General features: G+C 59.9%; 15 protein-coding genes. 4 read left to right on the top strand and 11 right to left on the bottom strand.

Translation table 11 applies throughout. The features are described from left to right. Positions 1–159: 159 nt before the first annotated feature. The 6 genes from H1S03_RS11490 to H1S03_RS11465 form a co-directional block, all read right to left on the bottom strand. Entirely contained in the window at positions 160–1,299 is a 1,140-nt protein-coding gene (locus H1S03_RS11490) for a CaiB/BaiF CoA transferase family protein (RefSeq protein WP_185804573.1), read from the bottom strand. A 28-nt stretch (positions 1,300–1,327) separates the two neighbouring features. Further along, complete coding sequence (locus H1S03_RS11485) at positions 1,328–2,617, bottom strand: TRAP transporter large permease (protein ID WP_185804572.1); 1,290 nt, start codon at positions 2,615–2,617, stop codon at positions 1,328–1,330. Next, positions 2,614–3,084, bottom strand: coding sequence for a TRAP transporter small permease (locus H1S03_RS11480; RefSeq protein WP_166194548.1), 471 nt, complete (start codon positions 3,082–3,084; stop codon positions 2,614–2,616). Before H1S03_RS11480 ends, H1S03_RS11485 begins: the two co-directional genes overlap by 4 nt. Positions 3,085–3,226: 142 nt before the next feature. Then, positions 3,227–4,270, bottom strand: a complete 1,044-nt coding sequence (locus H1S03_RS11475) for a TRAP transporter substrate-binding protein (protein ID WP_185804571.1) — start codon at positions 4,268–4,270, stop codon at positions 3,227–3,229. 73 nt (positions 4,271–4,343) lie between these two features. Next, positions 4,344–5,513: an acyl-CoA dehydrogenase family protein gene (locus H1S03_RS11470; RefSeq protein ID WP_185804595.1), complete on the bottom strand. Its 1,170-nt coding sequence runs from the start codon at positions 5,511–5,513 to the stop codon at positions 4,344–4,346. A gap of 43 nt (positions 5,514–5,556) precedes the next feature. Next, on the bottom strand, positions 5,557–6,882 hold the full coding sequence (locus tag H1S03_RS11465; protein WP_185804570.1) for an MmgE/PrpD family protein: 1,326 nt from the start codon (positions 6,880–6,882) through the stop codon (positions 5,557–5,559). A 125-nt stretch (positions 6,883–7,007) separates the two neighbouring features. Between H1S03_RS11465 and H1S03_RS11460 the strand changes: the two genes are divergently transcribed. The 4 genes from H1S03_RS11460 to H1S03_RS11445 all read left to right on the top strand — a co-directional run bounded on the left by H1S03_RS11460 (position 7,008) and on the right by H1S03_RS11445 (position 11,996). Next, complete coding sequence (locus tag H1S03_RS11460; protein ID WP_185804569.1) at positions 7,008–7,805, top strand: GntR family transcriptional regulator; 798 nt, start codon at positions 7,008–7,010, stop codon at positions 7,803–7,805. 12 nt (positions 7,806–7,817) lie between these two features. Beyond that, positions 7,818–8,609, top strand: coding sequence for an enoyl-CoA hydratase-related protein (locus H1S03_RS11455; RefSeq protein ID WP_185804568.1), 792 nt, complete (start codon positions 7,818–7,820; stop codon positions 8,607–8,609). Positions 8,610–9,765: 1,156 nt separating this feature from the next. Further along, positions 9,766–10,482 carry a ZIP family metal transporter gene (locus H1S03_RS17480; protein WP_185804567.1) on the top strand — a complete coding sequence of 239 codons (717 nt, stop codon included), beginning with the start codon at positions 9,766–9,768 and terminating at the stop codon, positions 10,480–10,482. Between the two features lie 257 nt (positions 10,483–10,739). Continuing rightward, positions 10,740–11,996: an AI-2E family transporter gene (locus tag H1S03_RS11445; RefSeq protein ID WP_185804566.1), complete on the top strand. Its 1,257-nt coding sequence runs from the start codon at positions 10,740–10,742 to the stop codon at positions 11,994–11,996. A 657-nt stretch (positions 11,997–12,653) separates the two neighbouring features. Here H1S03_RS11445 and H1S03_RS11440 read toward each other — a convergent pair. The 5 genes from H1S03_RS11440 to H1S03_RS11420 all read right to left on the bottom strand — a co-directional run bounded on the left by H1S03_RS11440 (position 12,654) and on the right by H1S03_RS11420 (position 17,432). After that, a complete protein-coding gene (locus H1S03_RS11440; RefSeq protein ID WP_347339229.1) occupies positions 12,654–14,441 on the bottom strand; it encodes a phospholipase D-like domain-containing protein in 1,788 nt (595 codons plus the stop codon). Between the two features lie 45 nt (positions 14,442–14,486). Then, positions 14,487–14,624 carry a hypothetical protein gene (locus tag H1S03_RS11435; RefSeq protein ID WP_185804565.1) on the bottom strand — a complete coding sequence of 46 codons (138 nt, stop codon included), beginning with the start codon at positions 14,622–14,624 and terminating at the stop codon, positions 14,487–14,489. Between the two features lie 112 nt (positions 14,625–14,736). Then, positions 14,737–15,795: a 3-carboxy-cis,cis-muconate cycloisomerase gene (locus H1S03_RS11430; RefSeq protein ID WP_185804564.1), complete on the bottom strand. Its 1,059-nt coding sequence runs from the start codon at positions 15,793–15,795 to the stop codon at positions 14,737–14,739. Continuing rightward, positions 15,792–16,586 (bottom strand): 3-oxoadipate enol-lactonase, encoded by a 795-nt coding sequence (gene pcaD, locus H1S03_RS11425; RefSeq protein WP_185804563.1) that lies wholly within the window; start codon positions 16,584–16,586, stop codon positions 15,792–15,794. Before pcaD ends, H1S03_RS11430 begins: the two co-directional genes overlap by 4 nt. Before the next feature lie 3 nt (positions 16,587–16,589). Continuing rightward, positions 16,590–17,432: a 3-oxoadipate:acetyl-CoA acetyltransferase gene (locus H1S03_RS11420; protein ID WP_185804562.1), complete on the bottom strand. Its 843-nt coding sequence runs from the start codon at positions 17,430–17,432 to the stop codon at positions 16,590–16,592. Between the last annotated feature and the right edge of the window lie 7 nt (positions 17,433–17,439).

The raw sequence follows: 17,439 nt of genomic DNA, 5'->3' as shown, positions 1-17,439 counted from the left end.
ACCAGCGCCACACACCATCATACGATGGCACAAGCCTCTACCTAATGCCCCTCAGAGGCATGCTGATCCGTTGGTCTTCAATCCGAATGATTTTCGACCATCAGCCTCTGGCACGTTTCGCAGCGCAACCTCAGTAATGGAAATTTTCATGACCGCCCTCTATATACCGCTCTTCGGCGCTTCGGGGGCAGTGGTGCGCAATTCAGGGCGACGGCCGTCAAATCGCAACGGTGTACCGATCAGCCCCAGCTTTTCGTCGCCGCTGTCCAGCAACATGCCGAGTGCCTGGGTTTGTGGATGCATCAGCACCTCGGATACGCTGTTGACGGCGGCGCAAGGTACGCCGACCTTTTCCAGCACTGTGACCCAATGATCGGCATCCTGTTGGACAATCACCTCGCTAATAATCCTGTTCAACACCTCGCGATTGGCGATCCTGCTGGCGTTGTCGCGAAATCTGTCGTCCTGGGCCCATTCAGGTTGGCCCAGAGCGTCGCACAACCGGCGGAACAGATTATTATTGCCTGCTGCAATAACGACATGCCGGTCGCGCGCTGGGAATGCACGGTAAGGGGCCAGCATCGGTGTTTCCGATCCGGTCTTGCCGGGTTCTTTCCCCGAGGCCAGGGCATTTGCAATGGGCACGGTCATCCAGCTCAGCCCTGTCTCGAACAGGGAGGTGTCCACAATACAACCGCGCCCGCTGATCGCCCGCCCCAGCAGAGCGGAAAGGATGCCTATGACACACCACATCCCACTGCCCTGATCTATAATCGACGGTCCTACACGCACCGGAGGGCGACCCGCTTCGCCTGTGACAGACATAATGCCTGAAAAGGCCTGCATTAAGGGATCATAGCCAGTTTGACGGTTCAGCGGTCCGGTCGCGCCGTAAGCCCCCAGATTGCAGTAGATCAATCTGGGATATCTGGCACAGAGGGTCTTTGCATCCAGTTCAAACCGCTCCATCAGCCCCGGACGCATATTGTGAACGACAATATCGCTTTCCTTGATGAGACCCTCCAGCTTTGTGCGTTCATCCGCATCCTTGAGGTCGACAGCAATCGCCCGTTTGTTCCGGTTGAGGCTGTGGAAGGCCGCGGCCGTTTCTCCGATGAATGGCGGGCCCCACTGGCGTGCATCATCGCCGCCATCGGGATTCTCTATTTTGGTCACCTCCGCACCGAGATCCGCCAGCACCTGTCCGCAAAAAGGTGCCGCGACAGAGTGGCCGATTTCAATCACCCGGATACCCCGCAAGGGCTGATCGGGGCGATGTAAATCTGTAGCTTCCGTCATGGTGCCTCCATATGCCGGAAATTGCTGGTCAAAAGCGGGTCAATATCAGTGCGATATCCGGAAAAATCCAAACAAGTACGAGAACTGTCAGCACGATCGCGAGTGATGGCAGAGTTGCCCGGATAATGACTTCGATCTTCTCATCCGGAAGGATGGCCTTTAGCGCGAAAAGGTTCATGCCGAGCGGTGGTGTGATGACGGCAAGCTCCATATTGAGAACCATCAAAATACCGAACCACAAGGGATCGAAACCAAGGGCCACCGCGATAGGAACAAAGACCGGCACGGTGATCAGAATGATTGAAATCACTTCCAGGAAAAAACCCAGAATGGTCCAGGTCACCATCATGATCAGCAGCACGACCCATGGTTCTACTCCGGCTTCCATGACCGTTTTTGCCAGAAACTGGGGCAAACCGATCAACGTCAGAGCCGATCCAAGGATCAACGCGCCTGCCACGATCGCCAGCAAACTCGCCGAATGGCGGGTCGCGACGATGAGAACCCCGGGTAGATCTTTCAGGGAAAGACTGCGGCGTAGAACGACGGTTAGCAGCAGCGATAATATAACGCCGATACCGGCAGCCTCTGTCGGAGTGTATATGCCCGTATAGATTCCCCCCAGAACGATAACAGGCAACGAAAGATCGGGAAGTGCGCGCCAGGTTGTGCGCAGCGCCTTCCTGGCGGACCATGCTGCGGTATTCATATCCCGCGTGGGCGGTGCCGCGAACATTGCCCAAGCCGCCAAAAGCGCCGCAATCAAAATGCCCGGAAGCAGACCCGCTATGAAAAGCTGTGCCGGTGAAACCGAAGCAAGCGAAGCGTAGATGATCAGCGGAATGGACGGCGGGATCAGAATGCCCAGCGATCCACCTACAGCAGATAGGCCATAGCTGAGCCGCTTGGAGTATCCCGCCTTCTCCATCTCAGGCAGTGCGATACGACCAATTGTCAGCACCGATGCCATTGAGGAGCCGACAATAGCCGCAAAAAAGGTAAAGGCGCTCACAGCGGAGACGCCGGTCCCTCCGCGCATTCTGCCGACCCAAACATTCGCGACTTCGAACAGTTGCTGACCAACCTTGCCCCGATAGAGGATTTCTCCCATCAGGATATACATGGGCACGGCCAGCATCACCGGATCGGCCAGCGTGCGTTGCAAGGTCAATGGAACCTGAATCAGAAATGGAATACCGGAGGCGGCAACGATCGTTGCCGCACCGGCCAGGCCCAGTGAAAAGGCGATCGGTACGCCGAAAACCAGGCAAACCAATAGAACGGTGAGTAGAATGATAATGACGGGGCCAGAAATCATATGTTCGACTCCACATCAATTCTGTTACCATCCAGTTCTTTACCTTTGGCCAGAAGGTAGCACCTGAGGATGACCCCGAGGATCAGGAGCACACCACCGATCGGGACCATCGCATAGATGAACCACAAAGGCGTTTCGAGCAGCGTCGGCGCGAGCATACCCCGGTCAAACGCGCGCACGGCGTATGCCGTGCCATACCAGATCAGGATGCCCGCATAGGGCAGCACCGCCAACGTGGTTGCGATCTCGGCGATCCGACGGGTCATGCCTGTACGGTTCTCGATCCAGAAAGTGACACGCAGGTGGTGCCCGCTCGCCAATAGGGCTCCGGGTGTCATGAAGACTGCAAACTGCAGCAGGTAAATCGAGATTTCAGTCGCCCAAACCGTGGGCGCGTGAAAAATATAGCGCAATGTCACGTCATAGGCGGTGATGATCGGCAGTGCCAGAAGTGCGGCCGCCGCCATGCTTATGACGGTATGCTGGACCGTGGCCAAAGCCTGAATTGCTCGCTGCATGGGAACCTTGCCTGACTGCTGGAAGAGATCTGTCCGACCGGAGACAGGACCGCCGGTCGGACAAATGTGAACATTCTCGCGTCGATGAAGTCTAGCTGGCAGGGTGCTCCGCGTTGGCTTCCGCTATGGCCTGGAGAATTTCGGCACCGGCATCGCCTGTTTTTTCCTTGTAGTCCTCCAGAAGCGGCTGAGCCGCCTCGCTCCACAACTGGCGCTCCTCCACCGTTGGTTCGATAATTTCCACACCCCCGGCCCTGAGTTTTTCGGCAATTGCTTCGTTGTCCGCCTTGCCCTGTTCGCGTGATGCTGTTTGGGCGACTTGCGCTGCGGCATTGACAGCGGCCTGCACATCCTCCGGCAGCGTATCCCACCACATCTTGGACGCAGACCCTACAAACGGCAAACGCGCCAATGCGATGTTGGTGCCGTATTGTGTCACCTCGGTGAGCTTGCGCGAAAGCACCGAAGACGGGCCGGTCAAGCAACCGTCAATAGTGCCTCGTTGCATCGCCTGATAGATTTCCTGTGAACTCATCGTGACGGGCGATGCACCCAGCAAGCTGAGCAGTCGCGTGGCATCCAGACCGAACGAGCGCATTTTGAGCCCCTCCATGTCCGAAGGAACCCGAACCGGTGTGTTCGTGTAGATTTCAACGGTGCCATAGGCCGTCCAGCCCAGCATCTCGTGATCGTACTTGGCCAACTGCGTTGAAAAGGCGTTGCGCATTTCAGCGCTGTCTTCGGCCGCCCACTCGGCTTCCCAGGTTTCATAAAGGAATGGCATCGCCCAGATCCGAAGTAATTCGGCATCGCGACCGGCCATAAAGCCAAGATTGACCTGACCGATATGGGTCGCACCCGTCGAAATCGCATCCGGCAGCTGGGTGTCGTTGTAAAGCTGGCCATCAGGGAAAGTCTGAGGCACCAGCTTGATCGAGGTATCAGCCGTACGCGCGGCAATTTCTTCTGCCAGCACTTCGAAATATGTGCCTGTGGCATGATGCTCGGGCAGGTTATACGCGATTTTGATAACCTGTTCACTTTGCGCGCGCAGCGCCGATGGCGCCGACAGAACACCCAGTGTCGCTGCAGAAGTCGCCAGGAAACCGCGCCGTGATTGAGTGAGTTTAGTCATATTAATTCCTCCCGTTCTGCCTGTTTTTTTCCGCATATACGCCCCGAGGCAGTGCAGCGCGCAGCGGTTTTGATCAATACGAGCGTGGCATGCCGAGAACATGCTGACCGAGATAAGCAAGTATGAGGTTCGAGGATATCGGCGCGATCTGGTAGAGACGGTTTTCGCGCCATTTGCGCTCCACGTTGTATTCGCAGGCGTAGCCAAAACCACCATGCGTTTGCATACAGGCCTCACCGGCGTGCCAGCTGGCCTCGGAGAGCAGAAACTTGGCCATATTCGCATCCTCACCACAGGGCTGGCCCGCGTCAAAGAGCGCACAGGCGCGGCGCAGGACCAGTTCGGCGGCGCGCATTTCCGCATAGGCGCGCGCGATTGGAAATTGCACGCCCTGGTTCGCGCCGATGGGCTTGCCGAAGACCACGCGGTCATTCGCATAGCGCGTCGCCGTTTCGATAAACCAGCGCGCGTCGCCCAGACATTCGGATGCGACCAGCGTGCGTTCCGCGTTCATACCGTCAAGGATATATTTGAAGCCGCGGCCTTCTTCACCAATCAAGCTTGAGGCGGGTATGCGCAGATTGTCAAAATAGATCTCGGTGGTGTTGTGGTTGACCATGGCGTCAATCGGGCGAATTTCCATTCCGTTGCCACGTGCCGCGCGCATGTCGACCAGAAAAACGGACAGGCCGTCGGTCTTGCTGGTCACCTGATCCACCGGTGTGGTGCGGGCCAGCAACAACATCAGATCGGAATAGAGCGCGCGGCTGGTCCAGACCTTCTGGCCGTTCACCACGTATTCGTCACCGTCGCGCTCGGCGCGGGTCTTGAGCTTGGTGGTGTCCGACCCCGTAGTGGGTTCGGTCACGCCAAAGGCCTGCAGGCGCAGCTCGCCGCTTGCGATGGCAGGCAGGTACTGCTTCATCTGTGCCTCTGAACCGTGCCGCAGCAGGGTCCCCATGATGTACATTTGAGCGTGGCAAGCACCCGCATTTCCGCCGGTGGCGTGGATCTCTTCCAACACGACCGATGCCGCACGAAGCGGCAGGCCAGAGCCGCCGAATTCTTCTGGGATGAGCACCGCCAGAAACCCGCTCTTGGTCAGTGCCTCGACAAATTCATCGGGATAGCTGTCGGTTTTTTCCAACTTTTGCCAGTAGGTCCCGTCAAAGGGGGCGCAGATCTTGCGCACGGCATCGCGGATTTCCGGATAATCTTCGCCGAAATCTAGGGATGTGGGCATATCAAGCGTTTCGCTCATCTGGTTTCCTTCGGATCTGTTTTTTCTAGGGACAATGGGCCGCATCGGCGCAAATTTTTTCATGCAAGTCGCGGCGAAAACCGGCGAGGGTCAGCCTCTGCCCGGTCTGTTGATGCCAGATACTCAGACAGTCAGAAACTTTGGCATCGAAGGCCTCGGGCGTTGCCGGTGCCTGAGGTGCGCCGGGATAGAATACGGCTTCAGCCTCCGCGAGGGTCTGTCCGCCTGCGGAAATCTGCAACCTCACCGTTCCATGGTCAACGCCAACCGGCATATCGCCCTCAAGCGCGTCTTCGATCACCTCGATCCGTGCCATCAAATTGCGGATGTCAGGGCGAAACACGGCGCTGTCTTCAAAATCCTGTAGCCCCACAGTCCCCTGCGCCAAAGCCACTGCCGTGCAATAGGTCGCACAGAACTTTGCCTCTGCACCATTTTGCGGGTCGGTCACATGCAGCGGCCGCATACCGCCATAAGGAACGCGCAGGACGATGCGGGCCTTTTCGGGCATTTCCGCGCCCAGAGTGCGCCGCGCCGCAAGTGCAGCGCCGATCATGCGGTGGGTCAGATAGCAGCAGGGAAACAGCTTGCGCGAGACAGAAAGGGCGTTCGGTGCAATTTCGACCTTATCCGGATCCGCCGCTAGCGATGCCCCGCCGTAGAGATCGAAAAAGCCCCGCTCGCCGAAAATGTCCGGACAACCGGAAATCCCGACCTCGGCCATCAAAACCGAACGCAGACCGGCGGCAGCGGCCTGCCCTGCCTGCACATGTTTGGCTTCGGTTCCGAAATTGCGCTGAAAGCCGCCTGCCTGCGCGGCGGCCAGCGCCAATGCACTGCGCACCGCAGGGCCTTCAAGCTCCAGCAGATAGGCAAGAGCCGCCGCAGCCGACAATGGTCCGATCGTCGAGGTCGCATGCCATCCGCGATCATAATGCTCAAAACCCAGCACTTCGCCCAATGCGATGTTGGCGCCTAGACCTACCGCATAGGCATCTATCATGCGCGGTGCCAGATTCGGGCGCGCATCGCACATCGCCATCAGTGCCGCGACCAACACGACACTGGGGTGGGTAACAGAGGTCAGTTGAACATCATCATAGTCGAGCGCGTGGCCCGCGATACCATGAACCAGGGCGGCATGCTCAGGGCTTTGAACATAGCTTCCGTCCAGAAGCCTGGCCCCCCCGTCAGCAAAGATCCGTCGTGCCGCCACCGCCGAAGATGCACTCCACCCGGCATACGTCACTGCCACCGTATCCTCGAAAGACATCACAACTGCGCCACGTTCTGCCGCGCTCAGCGCAGGTTGCGTGCCGATCATATCGCATAGCCGTCCGATGAAACTCAAAATCCCCCCTCCCGTCAGGATCGTCGGCCCATTGGAAAGGGCCCCTCAGTGCGGCGCAGCTTACGCTGCATCCAATTATCCGGATGTTTTAAAATCTATCCGGATGTTTGAAAATTCATGCCATCATGTCAACGGCTAAATCTTATTGCGGAAGCGACCGGCAAACTTATAAGTTGCGCGGCATGAATAAGCCGCCCCGCATCAAACGCCCGCTCTACAAGGAACTCCGCGACACGTTGGCCGCCGAGTTGGCCAGCGGCGTGTATCCCATCGGCAGTCGCTTCCCGACCGAACAGGACCTTTGCAAACGCTACAAACTCGGCCGGCATACGGTACGTGAGGCATTGAGATTGCTTCAGGCGGCTGGTCTGCTCTCACGTCAAGCCGGGGCCGGTACGACCGTCATCGCGCTTACGCCACCGGCAACCTACAGTTACAGAATTGATTCCATTGATGATTTGACACGATACGCGCAAGCAACCGCCTTCATTAAAAAGCAGGAGGGGATGGTCACGGTACGTGAAGCCCTTGCCAGGACTCTGGGCACGGATGCGGGTAGTCGCTGGTTGCGATTTGCTGGCGTTCGACATGCCGTGAATGAAGAATTGCGGGTGGCATGGACAGAAATATATGTCGCAGAACCGTATATCGCCGTTCGCGACAATACCCAGAACGCAACCAAAGCGATCTATCAGAAAATAACCGAACAATTCGGATTTTCCATAGCCAGGGTCGAACGTCAGATCGTGGCGGTCCCGATGCCGGCAGATATGGCAACGGCTTTGCTATGCGAACCCGGCACACCGGCGCTTATGGAACGGCGGCGCTACTGGTCAAACGAGGGCGTCTTGTTCGAAGTCAGCCTCTCATTCCACCCCGGCGACCGGTTCCCCCAGACAATCATGGTGGAGCGGGAAACATGAAAGAGGAACTCCATGGCTCAATTTGAAACCTTGACTTTGGAACACATGGATATGGGCGTTGCGCTGATTACCATGAATCGTCCGGCTTCCGCCAATGCCCTGAATACTCGAATGGGCCAGGAACTGCTCGAACAGTTTCGCAGCATATTGATGGATCCGGGGGATTTGCGCTGCGTGGTACTGACCGGAGCTGGAACCAAAGCTTTCTGCGCCGGGGGGGATCTTCGGGAACGAAACAACATGTCTGACGCGGACTGGCAGCGCCAGCATGTGATTTTCGAACAGGCGTTCTATACACTCATGGATTGCCCCGTTCCCGTAATAGCGGCCGTGAACGGAGCGGCCTACGGCGGTGGCACGGAAATTGCTCTGGCTTGTGATTTCATCCATGCTTCGGAAACGGCTCGCTTTGCATTGACCGAGCCTAAGCTGGGAATCATCCCCGGCGGTGGAGGCACACAGAACCTGCCACGCGCAGTCGGTTCGCGCAGGGCCAAGGAGCTGATTTACTCGGCACAACCTTTCAGCGCTGCTCAAGCTGCCGAATGGGGCATGGTAAACCGTGTTTGGCCCCAAAAAGACCTGATGCCCGGTGTGCTGGCGTTGGCCCGACAGATTGCCGCAAACGGTCCTGTCGCAGTGCGGCAAGCCAAACGCGCAATGACCGTAGGGATTGAAACAGACTTGAAAACAGGTCTCGCCATCGAGATCGAAGCGTATAACCGCACGGTCCCCACGTCAGACCGACGCGAAGGTGTACGGGCATTCAACGAGAAACGCACTCCACAATTTACAGGGCAGTAGGCACCACGCCCTGCGTCGTTGAGACTCGATAACTGGAAAAACCGGATGTTGTTTCATCCCCAGTTTGGCATGTGTGGTTGTGTAATCAGGATTGGTTCCCGATTGGCTATGCCATGTCAGTTCAATGGACGCCATGCGGTTCTGGGCTGGTGACCTGCCCGCCGTGAAATCCCTCACCGTAATGTAGACTCTGCCCCACCTTGAAGGAGCAGACGAATGCGAAAGAGCCGTTTCACCGAGGCGCAGATTATCGGGATGATCAAGGAGCAGGGGGGCAGTCATTACGCGGCCCCCTCATCGTCGTCACCATAGTCGTCGGCGAGATAGCCACGATAGGCTTGCCAAGTGAAGCCTTCGACATAAGGAAGGGAACATCGATGTTGCGCCTGCTCCAAGGGAGCAGGCACCCGATTCAGTTGCGATATCCAGAATCCCTAGCGTTGGGGAAGAACAGTTTGGCTTCGACTTCTGCGATCTGCGCTGGCCGAGGATTAAGAAGCGTTCCAGATCGACTGGCAAGGGCAGGGGAAGCAGAGAGATGCCCCTGCGCGGGGGGCCCCTTTAAAAAGTATCGGTGCCTTCATCTGCTTCGTCAGCATCTTCATCATTCGCTTTTTTTATGATGTAGCCCAGCACCCCGACGCCGACCGCGACACCGGCGATGCAAACGACGGAATTAGCCTGGCAAAACGTTTGCGACCCCTGAGATGAGGCCTACTCGCTGTCGCTTACATCCACCCCGTTCACGGTGCCAATGTTCGAGCATCCCGCGAGCAGCGCGGCGCCAGTAGCAAGCGCTATGATATTCCTCACAGTTTTTGTCTTCCTGATTGTATTTTCGTAAGAGTGACGAGGAGGGTGTCGATCCAGCAACCACGATGCAATCGAAAATGGAATATGCCGGCGACATCAGGAACATATTTATAATATGTATTATGTTACCCATTAGCCCAAGTACCGATTGTCGGTTCCCCGGCACACCGCGTATCCCTCAGGCTCGATCCGGTGGACAATTCCACCCCGGTTCGGTTTATCATCCCATCATCGTTCAGGAGTTCACAATGCCAGCACACGTCCCGATTTTGCCTTGCGGTTCAGCACTTTCCCCTCCGGCCCTCGGGGCGGTTTCGCGGGAAGGCCCGCGCGGGTGTGGCAGATGACCGATGGATTGCCGCATGCGGGGCTGGTGCTGGCGGTCGGCATGGCCTTTGCCCTTGTCCACATCGCCTCGCCCTGGCTGCGCTGGCTCGACCGTACGCCGCGCAGCATCTGGCTGTCCGCGGCGGGCGGGGTCTCGGTGGCCTATGTTTTCGTGCACCTGCTGCCCGAACTTGCCCATCTGAACGAGGATGCGGCGGGCGATGATCCGATGCTCTATCTCGGCGCCATGGCCGGTTTCACCCTGTTCTATGGGCTGGAGCGGCTGATCCGGCGGCGCGCGGCGCATGATGCGCGTGAGGCATCGCCGCCGGGGGTGTTCTGGCTGCATCTGGGGTCCTTTGCGGTCTACAATGCGCTGATCGGCTACCTGTTGGACGAGCAGGCCCGGCAGGAAGACCTGACGGGGCTTCTGCTTTACGGGGCGGCGATGGCGCTGCATTTCGTTGTCAACGATCGCTCGCTCTACGCGCATCACGGCCGACGCTACCTGACACGCGGGCGATGGATACTGGCGGGCGCGGCTGTGGCGGGGGTCGGGCTGGGCTTTGCCGTCGAGGTGCCGCAGATCGTCCTGTCGACCTGCTTCGCCGTGCTCGCCGGCAGCGTTGTGCTCAACGTCATCAAGGAGGAACTGCCAGAGGAGCGCGCCAGCCGGTTCTGGGCGTTCGCGGCGGCTGGAGGGCTTTACGCGGTGCTGCTGACATTCCTTTGAACCCAGATATCGGGGAAGCGCTCGAAAGCCCGGCCCGGTCGGCAGCCGGGGCCGGAATGATCGCGTGCTGAGGAACGCAGCGGCGTTTCATTCGTTTATCCGAAACATGCGGCAATTTCAGCCGCAAACCCCGGCAGCGTAAAAGGCAAAGGGCGGTAGCATGACGGCATCCGTTTCCTCGCACCTTCGATCCGCTTCCGGCACCACCTTCGCCAGCGGCACCACCCCGGGATGCGGAACCAACTGGGAGACGTTTCATGGAAGATAGACATTCACCCCTCCACACGGATCATGCGCCGGCGCGATCGGCCCCGCGCGTCATTCTGGGGCTTCAGATCACGGCGGTCGCCATCCTGATCGGCTGGGCCCTGCACGCCACGGCGGCGGTCAGCGCGCTGCTGGTCGCGGCGTTCTTCGTGGCGGTAATGCTGGCACCGCTGGATGCCACGGTGGCGGAGCGGACGGGCGGGCGACGGTGGCTCGGTCATATCGCGTCGCTGCTCGTGATGCTGGTGGTGCTGGTTGTGCTGGGCGCGGGGCTTTTCTTTGCCGTTCAGCGGATCGCGGCGGAGTTCCCCGCACTGGGCAGCGGGTCGACCGCGCAAACCTCCGCCGAGGCCGCCTCGGCAGGCATATCGCAGCCAGGCGACGCCCCGGCAGGCGCGCAAAACCCGGCAGGTGGCCAAGTTCCGACAGGTCAGCAAGACCCGACAGGCGCGCAGGACGGGACGCAGAGCGCGGGGCAGGCCGGTGCGCAGGACGGTGCGCAGGACGGGGGGCAGGGCCTTCTCTCCGAATTTGAGCTGACGGTCGAGGATCTCGCCTCCAGCCTGATCGGCACCCTTGGCAATGTGGCCTTCACGGGGCTGCAATTCGCGGGTTCTGCGGTCGGCGGGGTCGTGCTGGTGGTGTTTCTCGCCCTGATGATGCTGGTCGACGCGCCGGGATGGCGCCGGCGGATCGCGCGCGTGGCGGGCGAGGAACGTCGTGACAAGACGTTGCAGGCGATCACCGTGATGGGGCACCTGGTCCGGCGCTTCGTGCTGGTGCGCGCCGCGATGGGGCTGGTGACGGCGGTGCTCTATATGATCTGGCTCTGGATCTTCGGTGTGGATCTGATCTTCGTATGGGGGATCCTGACCTTCCTGCTCAGCTTCGTGCCGAATCTCGGGTCGGTCGTGTCGGGCGTCCTGCCCACCGTTTACGCGTTCCTGACCAAGGATATCGGCACGGCAATCGCGGTGGCGGCGGGGCTGCTGGCAATCGAGCAGGTGATCGGCAATTTCGTCGATCCCCGCGTGCAGGGTCGCCAGATCTCGATCTCACCCGTGGTGATCCTGACGGGGCTCCTCCTCTTCGCGTGGATCTGGGGCGTGCCGGGTACGCTTTTGTCAACGCCGGTGCTGATCGCGGCGCTTGTCATATGCGCCCGGATCGAACCGCTGCGCCCCGTGGCGCTGCTGCTGAGCGATCGCGACGATTACCGGGAACTGGACAAGATGTTGCAGGTGTAGCACCCGGATGCTGGCCCGGTCCCGCGGATCGGGTCAGAATCGGCTCTATGTCCCCCTGCCCTCTGGCGTGACGGGACCGGCAGCAGAGCGATCACCCCTACGGAAACAGCACCGGCCACGCCCCGGCGGGCAGCCTGCCCTGCGCGGTTTCCTGCGTGGCCCAGGCCTGTCGGGCGTGCCGGTCAAGAGGGTGCAGATCGCCGTTTTAGGTGCTCGACGTGATACTCAACTCAATGCCACAACGCCCGTCATGAGAGGAAGGCCATGTCTAGGAACACCCAAGGGAAATAAATTGTGCGCCCAGGCTGAAGCGTTTCGGTCAAGGACGAGGTCGAGAGAGGTAACCTCGTGGAAATGGCACCGACAGAGATCACGACAATACCGCTCTCCTGGACATTGGGGAGGCTGATCTGTGCTTTCATCATGACATCGTTCGAGTCTCACAAGGCCCAGCCCACAGCCATCATGCGCATTTGGGCGACTATGAGCGCGATCTAGATTTTCAGAACATCCAAGTCTATCACGCCCACGACTGGCGCGTCGAAGACGTGTGCTACCTCCAGGATCTCTAGCGAACGTAAAATGATCGCCTCTGCGAAAGGCGCTGACCAGTCTGGAATATCGGCCAGCGTGTTTCCTTGTTCCGCAGGTAGATCATCACGTCCGACTGCGTGATCGCCAGACGTACCAGCCCAGAAAACCGATACCGACCACGGCGGCCGCAACCGCAAGGTGGCGCGGCCTTATGCCCTGACCGGCGGATGTTGTCTCGCCCGGCAGATAGCGCGGATCAAGAAGGCGCTTGTCGGCGAACATACCGTCGAGCCAGTCCTCCTTCTCCGGCTCGATAGATACCAGCCCCCGGCCGATGTCGCTGTTCAGCTCGTCGATGATTTCGAGGATCGAGTGGCCGTCACGATGCAGCTGTTCAACGACTTCGGATGCCGCACCAAAATGTTCGGCCAGCAATCGCGCGCGAAAACCCGCGATGACCTGTCCAGTGTCGCGGGCTTCAGCCTCATCGCATTCGAAAGCAACGTCGCATTCTGTGTCGAAACCCATTGACCGTTCGTTGAGGTTGCTGGATCCGATCCGCAGCAGCCGATCATCGACGATGAGGATCTTGGCGTGAACATAGATCGGCACGCGGGCAGCATTGACCGGGTGATAGATGCGAAAGCGACCGGCATGATCGACGGCACGCAACCGGCGGATCATGCGTCCGCGCAGCACATGCATGGCGCGGTCTTCCAGTTCGGACTTGGCGGACTCGGGATTGATGACAACCACTTCCGGTCCGTCATCTTCCTTGAGGCGCTCTTCCAGAGCGGCGCAAACGCTCTCGGTCGCGAAATACTGCGACTCGATGTAAATGCGTTCCCGAGCGGCCTTGATGGCATCCAGATAAAGCAGTTCGATCTCATTGATTATTTCCGCCCCGTCATAGGGCGGCTCTGTACGGGCTATCCCGACATCGACGTCACGCAAGGCTACGGGCAGGCCATCGGGCCAGACGGGTGGCGGCGCATCATCCGGCGCGGTGATCTCATCGCCTGTGGCGCGGTGCCACCGACGTCTGGACAGTTCCGCAAGGGCGCGGGCAGCGGCACCGGTCAGCGCGGTTGTGGCATCGTGCCAGGGGCCGTAGAGTGAGCCGTCCTTGCGCGTGCGGCGGGCATCGTCCGGCGCGTGTTCGGATGTATCCCAACGATCCTCCGTCGCGTCGATGCCTCCGCAAAAGGCAATGCTATCATCGGCGACAACAATTTTCTGATGATGGCAGGCACCGAACGGATGGTGCCCGTCTAGAGCGAAATGAATGCGCTCGTGGGCGAACACGCGAAGCGCCATCGTTGGCAGAAACCGCCCCGGCGCGGCAATCACCGCACCGTTCCACTTCAGCATGTAAATATGAAGCTCGGGGCTGTTCTCCACCACCGCTTCCAGAAAGTCACCAAGCTGTTTGGGATAGCCATCGGGGGCCAGACCGTTCGTTTCGGTTTCACCGGGCAGCATGTCGATCTCGAAGTCGAAATCCCAGCCGATCAGAAGGACTTCTCGTTTGGCAGCGATCAGAACCTGACGCAGGTGGACGAAATAGTCCGCAGCATCCACGATCAATGCGAGCCGGTCCGCCCGTTCGATGCGCCAGCAATTTCGACCAGATTCAAGAATGGAAGCAGCGCGGGTTTCGGCCGCGACCGTATCACTGGTATTACTATCATTGGCATTATTCATGTCGTCACCACACTTACAATTGCGAAGCGGACCCCCTGCGGGGGATACTCGACCTTCGAGGTTCCGTTGAAATAGCTTCCCATGAGATGGGTCACTATCTTGATTCCAGAACCCTTTCCAGAAGGTTCGACGACGCTCGGGCCCTCTTGTTCTGTCCAGCCCGGCTTGAATGTCCCACTCTGCATGATGTGACCGGATCAGATCCACACGACCGGTTTCGCCGGATAACGCACCTTGAGCCGCAGCACGAGATCACCCGCCCATCCGCCAGATAATCGCGCGCCCGCCGTGCGGCGCCCCATATGTGCCGCCGTTGCGCCCCTCGGGCTTGTTGCGCGTGGTCCAGCCCTTGTCCGCATCGGCAAGCTGGACGTTCTGCATGTCGGTCACCCGCTCCGGCTCCTGCGGCACGATCTGGAGACAATCTGATATTAAACCTCTCCTGATATTAAACCTCTCGCAGCGTATCGAGCTTCCACTTGTCATCGCGACGGCACTGCCGTCAGTCCTGGAATCCGATCCGCGTGATCTCCTCACTCAGCGTCCGCGCTACCGCAAGACTCCGCAGCGTTGCCTGTGCCATGTCGGGCAGGATCATCCATTCCAGCATCCAGGCCGCGCCGGAGCGTTCCTGTTCATGCACCAGCGCAGTATGCATTCCCGCCAGTTGCGTCGCATTGAACCGCGCCAGTGTCACCAGCAGTTCAGCCAGCACGGGGTTGGTCTTGTGCGGCATCGCCGACGATCCACCGCCGCCCGTCAGGGCAATCTCCTCCAGGCCTTGTTGCGCCATGAGGCAGATGTCCTGTCCCATCTTGCCCAGACAGCCCGAAATCAACGAAAGAAGGCCAGCGAACTCACCCACGCCGCAGCGCATGCTGTGCCATGCGCGTGGCGGATTGCCGAGGTGCAGATCGGCCGCCATTGCCGCGGCAACACTGTCACCGGCTTTGCCAAGCGCGGCGCGGTCGCCCGTCGGGCCGCCGAGTTGCAGCAATTCCACCCGTGGGCGCAGTTGGGCAAGCCGTTCGCGGTGGTTCGGCAATGGGTCTGTCCAGGACGACAAACGATTTGCCACCGTGATCGGAAGCGCCGCCTGCATTCGGGTGCGACCCATCAGCGAGTGCTGCCCGAACCTTGCCCGAAGCTTGTCCAGCGCGGCGTGTAGCTTTTCAAGGCGCGCATCTATCAGGTCTGCCGTTTGGCGCAGGCACAGCACCAGCGCCGTGTCGATCACGTCCTGCGAGGTCGCACCGTCATGCACCGCGTCGCTGTCCTGCCCGGTCTCTTCACGCAATTGGCGCACGAGATCAGGCACCGGCACGCCGTCGCGTGCAGTGCCGTCGCGCAGTGCCCTCATGTCGGGGACAAACGTCGCAATGCAGGCGGCAGCCCGCTCGGCCTTTTCTGATGCGACCAGCCCGGCTTTGCCGCGCGCCCGACTGAATGCGGCCTCGAAGGCGAGCATATGGGCAAGCTGCCGCTCGCAAGCCCAGATCGCGGCGCCCTCTTCATCGCCGAAAAGCCCGCCGAGCCAAGGGTGCGCGAATGCATTGCTCATGACAACCGTACGCGCATGGCGTTGACTGCTGCGGCGACGACGCACGGCGCCTCGATGCAAGGCAAGTGGGCGCAGCGGGGGATCGTCTCTATAGTCGCGTCCGGTATTAGGTCTGCCAGCAAGTGCACAAGATCCGGCGGAGTTGCCAGATCGTCCTCCCCCGCGATGCAATGCACGGGAAGACGCAGCGCCGCGCTGCGGGTGGACAGCTCCGTGTCGCGGATCACTGCGCAGACGGCGGCATAGCCCGTAGCGGGCGTTCGCGTCAGCATCGCGCGATACCCGTCAAGATCGGCAGGTCTTTCCGAATGAAAGCATGGCGAGAACCAGCGCGAAAGGATACCGTCTGCCATCGGTGAAAGCCCGCCCGCCTGCACGGTGTCGATGCGGGCGGCCCAGCTTTCGGCATCGCCGATGCGCGCACCGGTGCAGCATAGGACCAGTCCCCGGACCAGATCAGGACGCGCGGCGGCAAGTCCCTGCGCGATCATTCCCCCGACAGACACCCCGCAGACAAGCGCCCCGGCCAGCCCCAGATGATCCATCAGTCCGGCCGCATCGGCGATCAATCGATCCATGTTCGCGGCACCATTGCCATTCGACCCCTCACCACTCAGCCCATGACCACGCTTGTCCATCCGCAGGGCGGGCGTCCCGGGGGCAAGTTCCGGCAGCACATCGTCCCAGATCCGCAGATCGGTGCCCAGCGAGTTCAGGAAGACGACCGGCACGCCGTCGCCCGGCGTCAGATCGTAGTGCAGGGTGGTGTCGTCGATCCGGGCAAAACGCATCGCTCAGACCCCGGATGAGGGTCGCAGGCCGAGCATGGCGCGGGCCTCACGCCAGGTGGCGACAGGACGCTCGTGATCAGTGCAGAGGTCCACCACCCGCTGCACCAGCGCGGCATTGGACGGCGCGAGGGTGTCGCGGTCCAGCCGCACATTATCCTCGAGCCCGGTGCGCGCATGGCCACCTGCCGCCACCGCCCATTCGTTGAGCGTGTATTGATGCGCCCCGATTCCGGCCGCACACCAATGCGCGTCAGAACCGAAAAGCCGCTTTACCGTCTTGATGTAAAAGTTGAACACCTCCCGATCGACTGGCATCGCATTCTTCACCCCCATTACGAACTGGACATAAGGCGTCGTCGTGATCTGGCCGGCGGCGTGCATCTGCGCGGCCTTCAGGATGTGGGACAGATCGAATGCCTCAATCTCGGGCTTCACATCGTATTTGACCATCTGCGAGGCTAACCAGTCCACCAGATCGGGCGGATTCTCGTACACTCGGGTCGGAAAGTTGTTCGACCCCACCGACAGCGAGGCCATGTCGGGTCGCAGCGACAGCATCCCCCCGCGGGACTGACCCGCGCCCGATCGACCACCGGTCGAGAACTGGATAATCATGCCCGGACAGTGCTTTCCCAGCCCCTCCTTGAGTGCCGCGAACTTCTCGGGGTCGCTCGACGGAGTCTCGTCGTCGTTGCGCACATGGGCATGCACGATGCTTGCACCGGCCTCGAACGCCTCCTGGGTGCTTTCGACCTGCTCGGCGATGCTGATCGGAACCGCGGGGTTGTTGGCCTTGGTCGGCAGGCTGCCGGTAATGGCGACGCAGATGATACAAGGTGATGTCATACCGTCC

Source organism: Pontivivens nitratireducens (assembly GCF_014235845.1).
GTDB classification, from domain to species: domain Bacteria; phylum Pseudomonadota; class Alphaproteobacteria; order Rhodobacterales; family Rhodobacteraceae; genus Pontivivens; species Pontivivens nitratireducens.
The sequence above is the reverse complement of the archived record's forward strand: the minus strand, read 5'-3'. Positions and strand labels throughout refer to the sequence as shown.

Excerpts from the sequence above, each read along its gene's own strand:
- H1S03_RS11490 (WP_185804573.1), bottom strand. The coding sequence starts at position 1,299 with ATGACGGAAGCTACAGATTTACATCGCCCCGATCAGCCCTTGCGGGGT.
- H1S03_RS11485 (WP_185804572.1), bottom strand. The coding sequence starts at position 2,617 with ATGATTTCTGGCCCCGTCATTATCATTCTACTCACCGTTCTATTGGTT.
- H1S03_RS11480 (WP_166194548.1), bottom strand. The coding sequence starts at position 3,084 with ATGGCGGCGGCCGCACTTCTGGCACTGCCGATCATCACCGCCTATGAC.
- H1S03_RS11475 (WP_185804571.1), bottom strand. The coding sequence starts at position 4,270 with ATGACTAAACTCACTCAATCACGGCGCGGTTTCCTGGCGACTTCTGCA.
- H1S03_RS11470 (WP_185804595.1), bottom strand. The coding sequence starts at position 5,513 with ATGCCCACATCCCTAGATTTCGGCGAAGATTATCCGGAAATCCGCGAT.
- H1S03_RS11460 (WP_185804569.1), top strand. The coding sequence starts at position 7,008 with ATGTCAACGGCTAAATCTTATTGCGGAAGCGACCGGCAAACTTATAAG.
- H1S03_RS11455 (WP_185804568.1), top strand. The coding sequence starts at position 7,818 with ATGGCTCAATTTGAAACCTTGACTTTGGAACACATGGATATGGGCGTT.
- H1S03_RS17480 (WP_185804567.1), top strand. The coding sequence starts at position 9,766 with ATGACCGATGGATTGCCGCATGCGGGGCTGGTGCTGGCGGTCGGCATG.
- H1S03_RS11445 (WP_185804566.1), top strand. The coding sequence starts at position 10,740 with ATGGAAGATAGACATTCACCCCTCCACACGGATCATGCGCCGGCGCGA.
- H1S03_RS11430 (WP_185804564.1), bottom strand. The coding sequence starts at position 15,795 with ATGAGCAATGCATTCGCGCACCCTTGGCTCGGCGGGCTTTTCGGCGAT.
- pcaD (WP_185804563.1), bottom strand. The coding sequence starts at position 16,586 with ATGCGTTTTGCCCGGATCGACGACACCACCCTGCACTACGATCTGACG.
- H1S03_RS11420 (WP_185804562.1), bottom strand. The coding sequence starts at position 17,432 with ATGACATCACCTTGTATCATCTGCGTCGCCATTACCGGCAGCCTGCCG.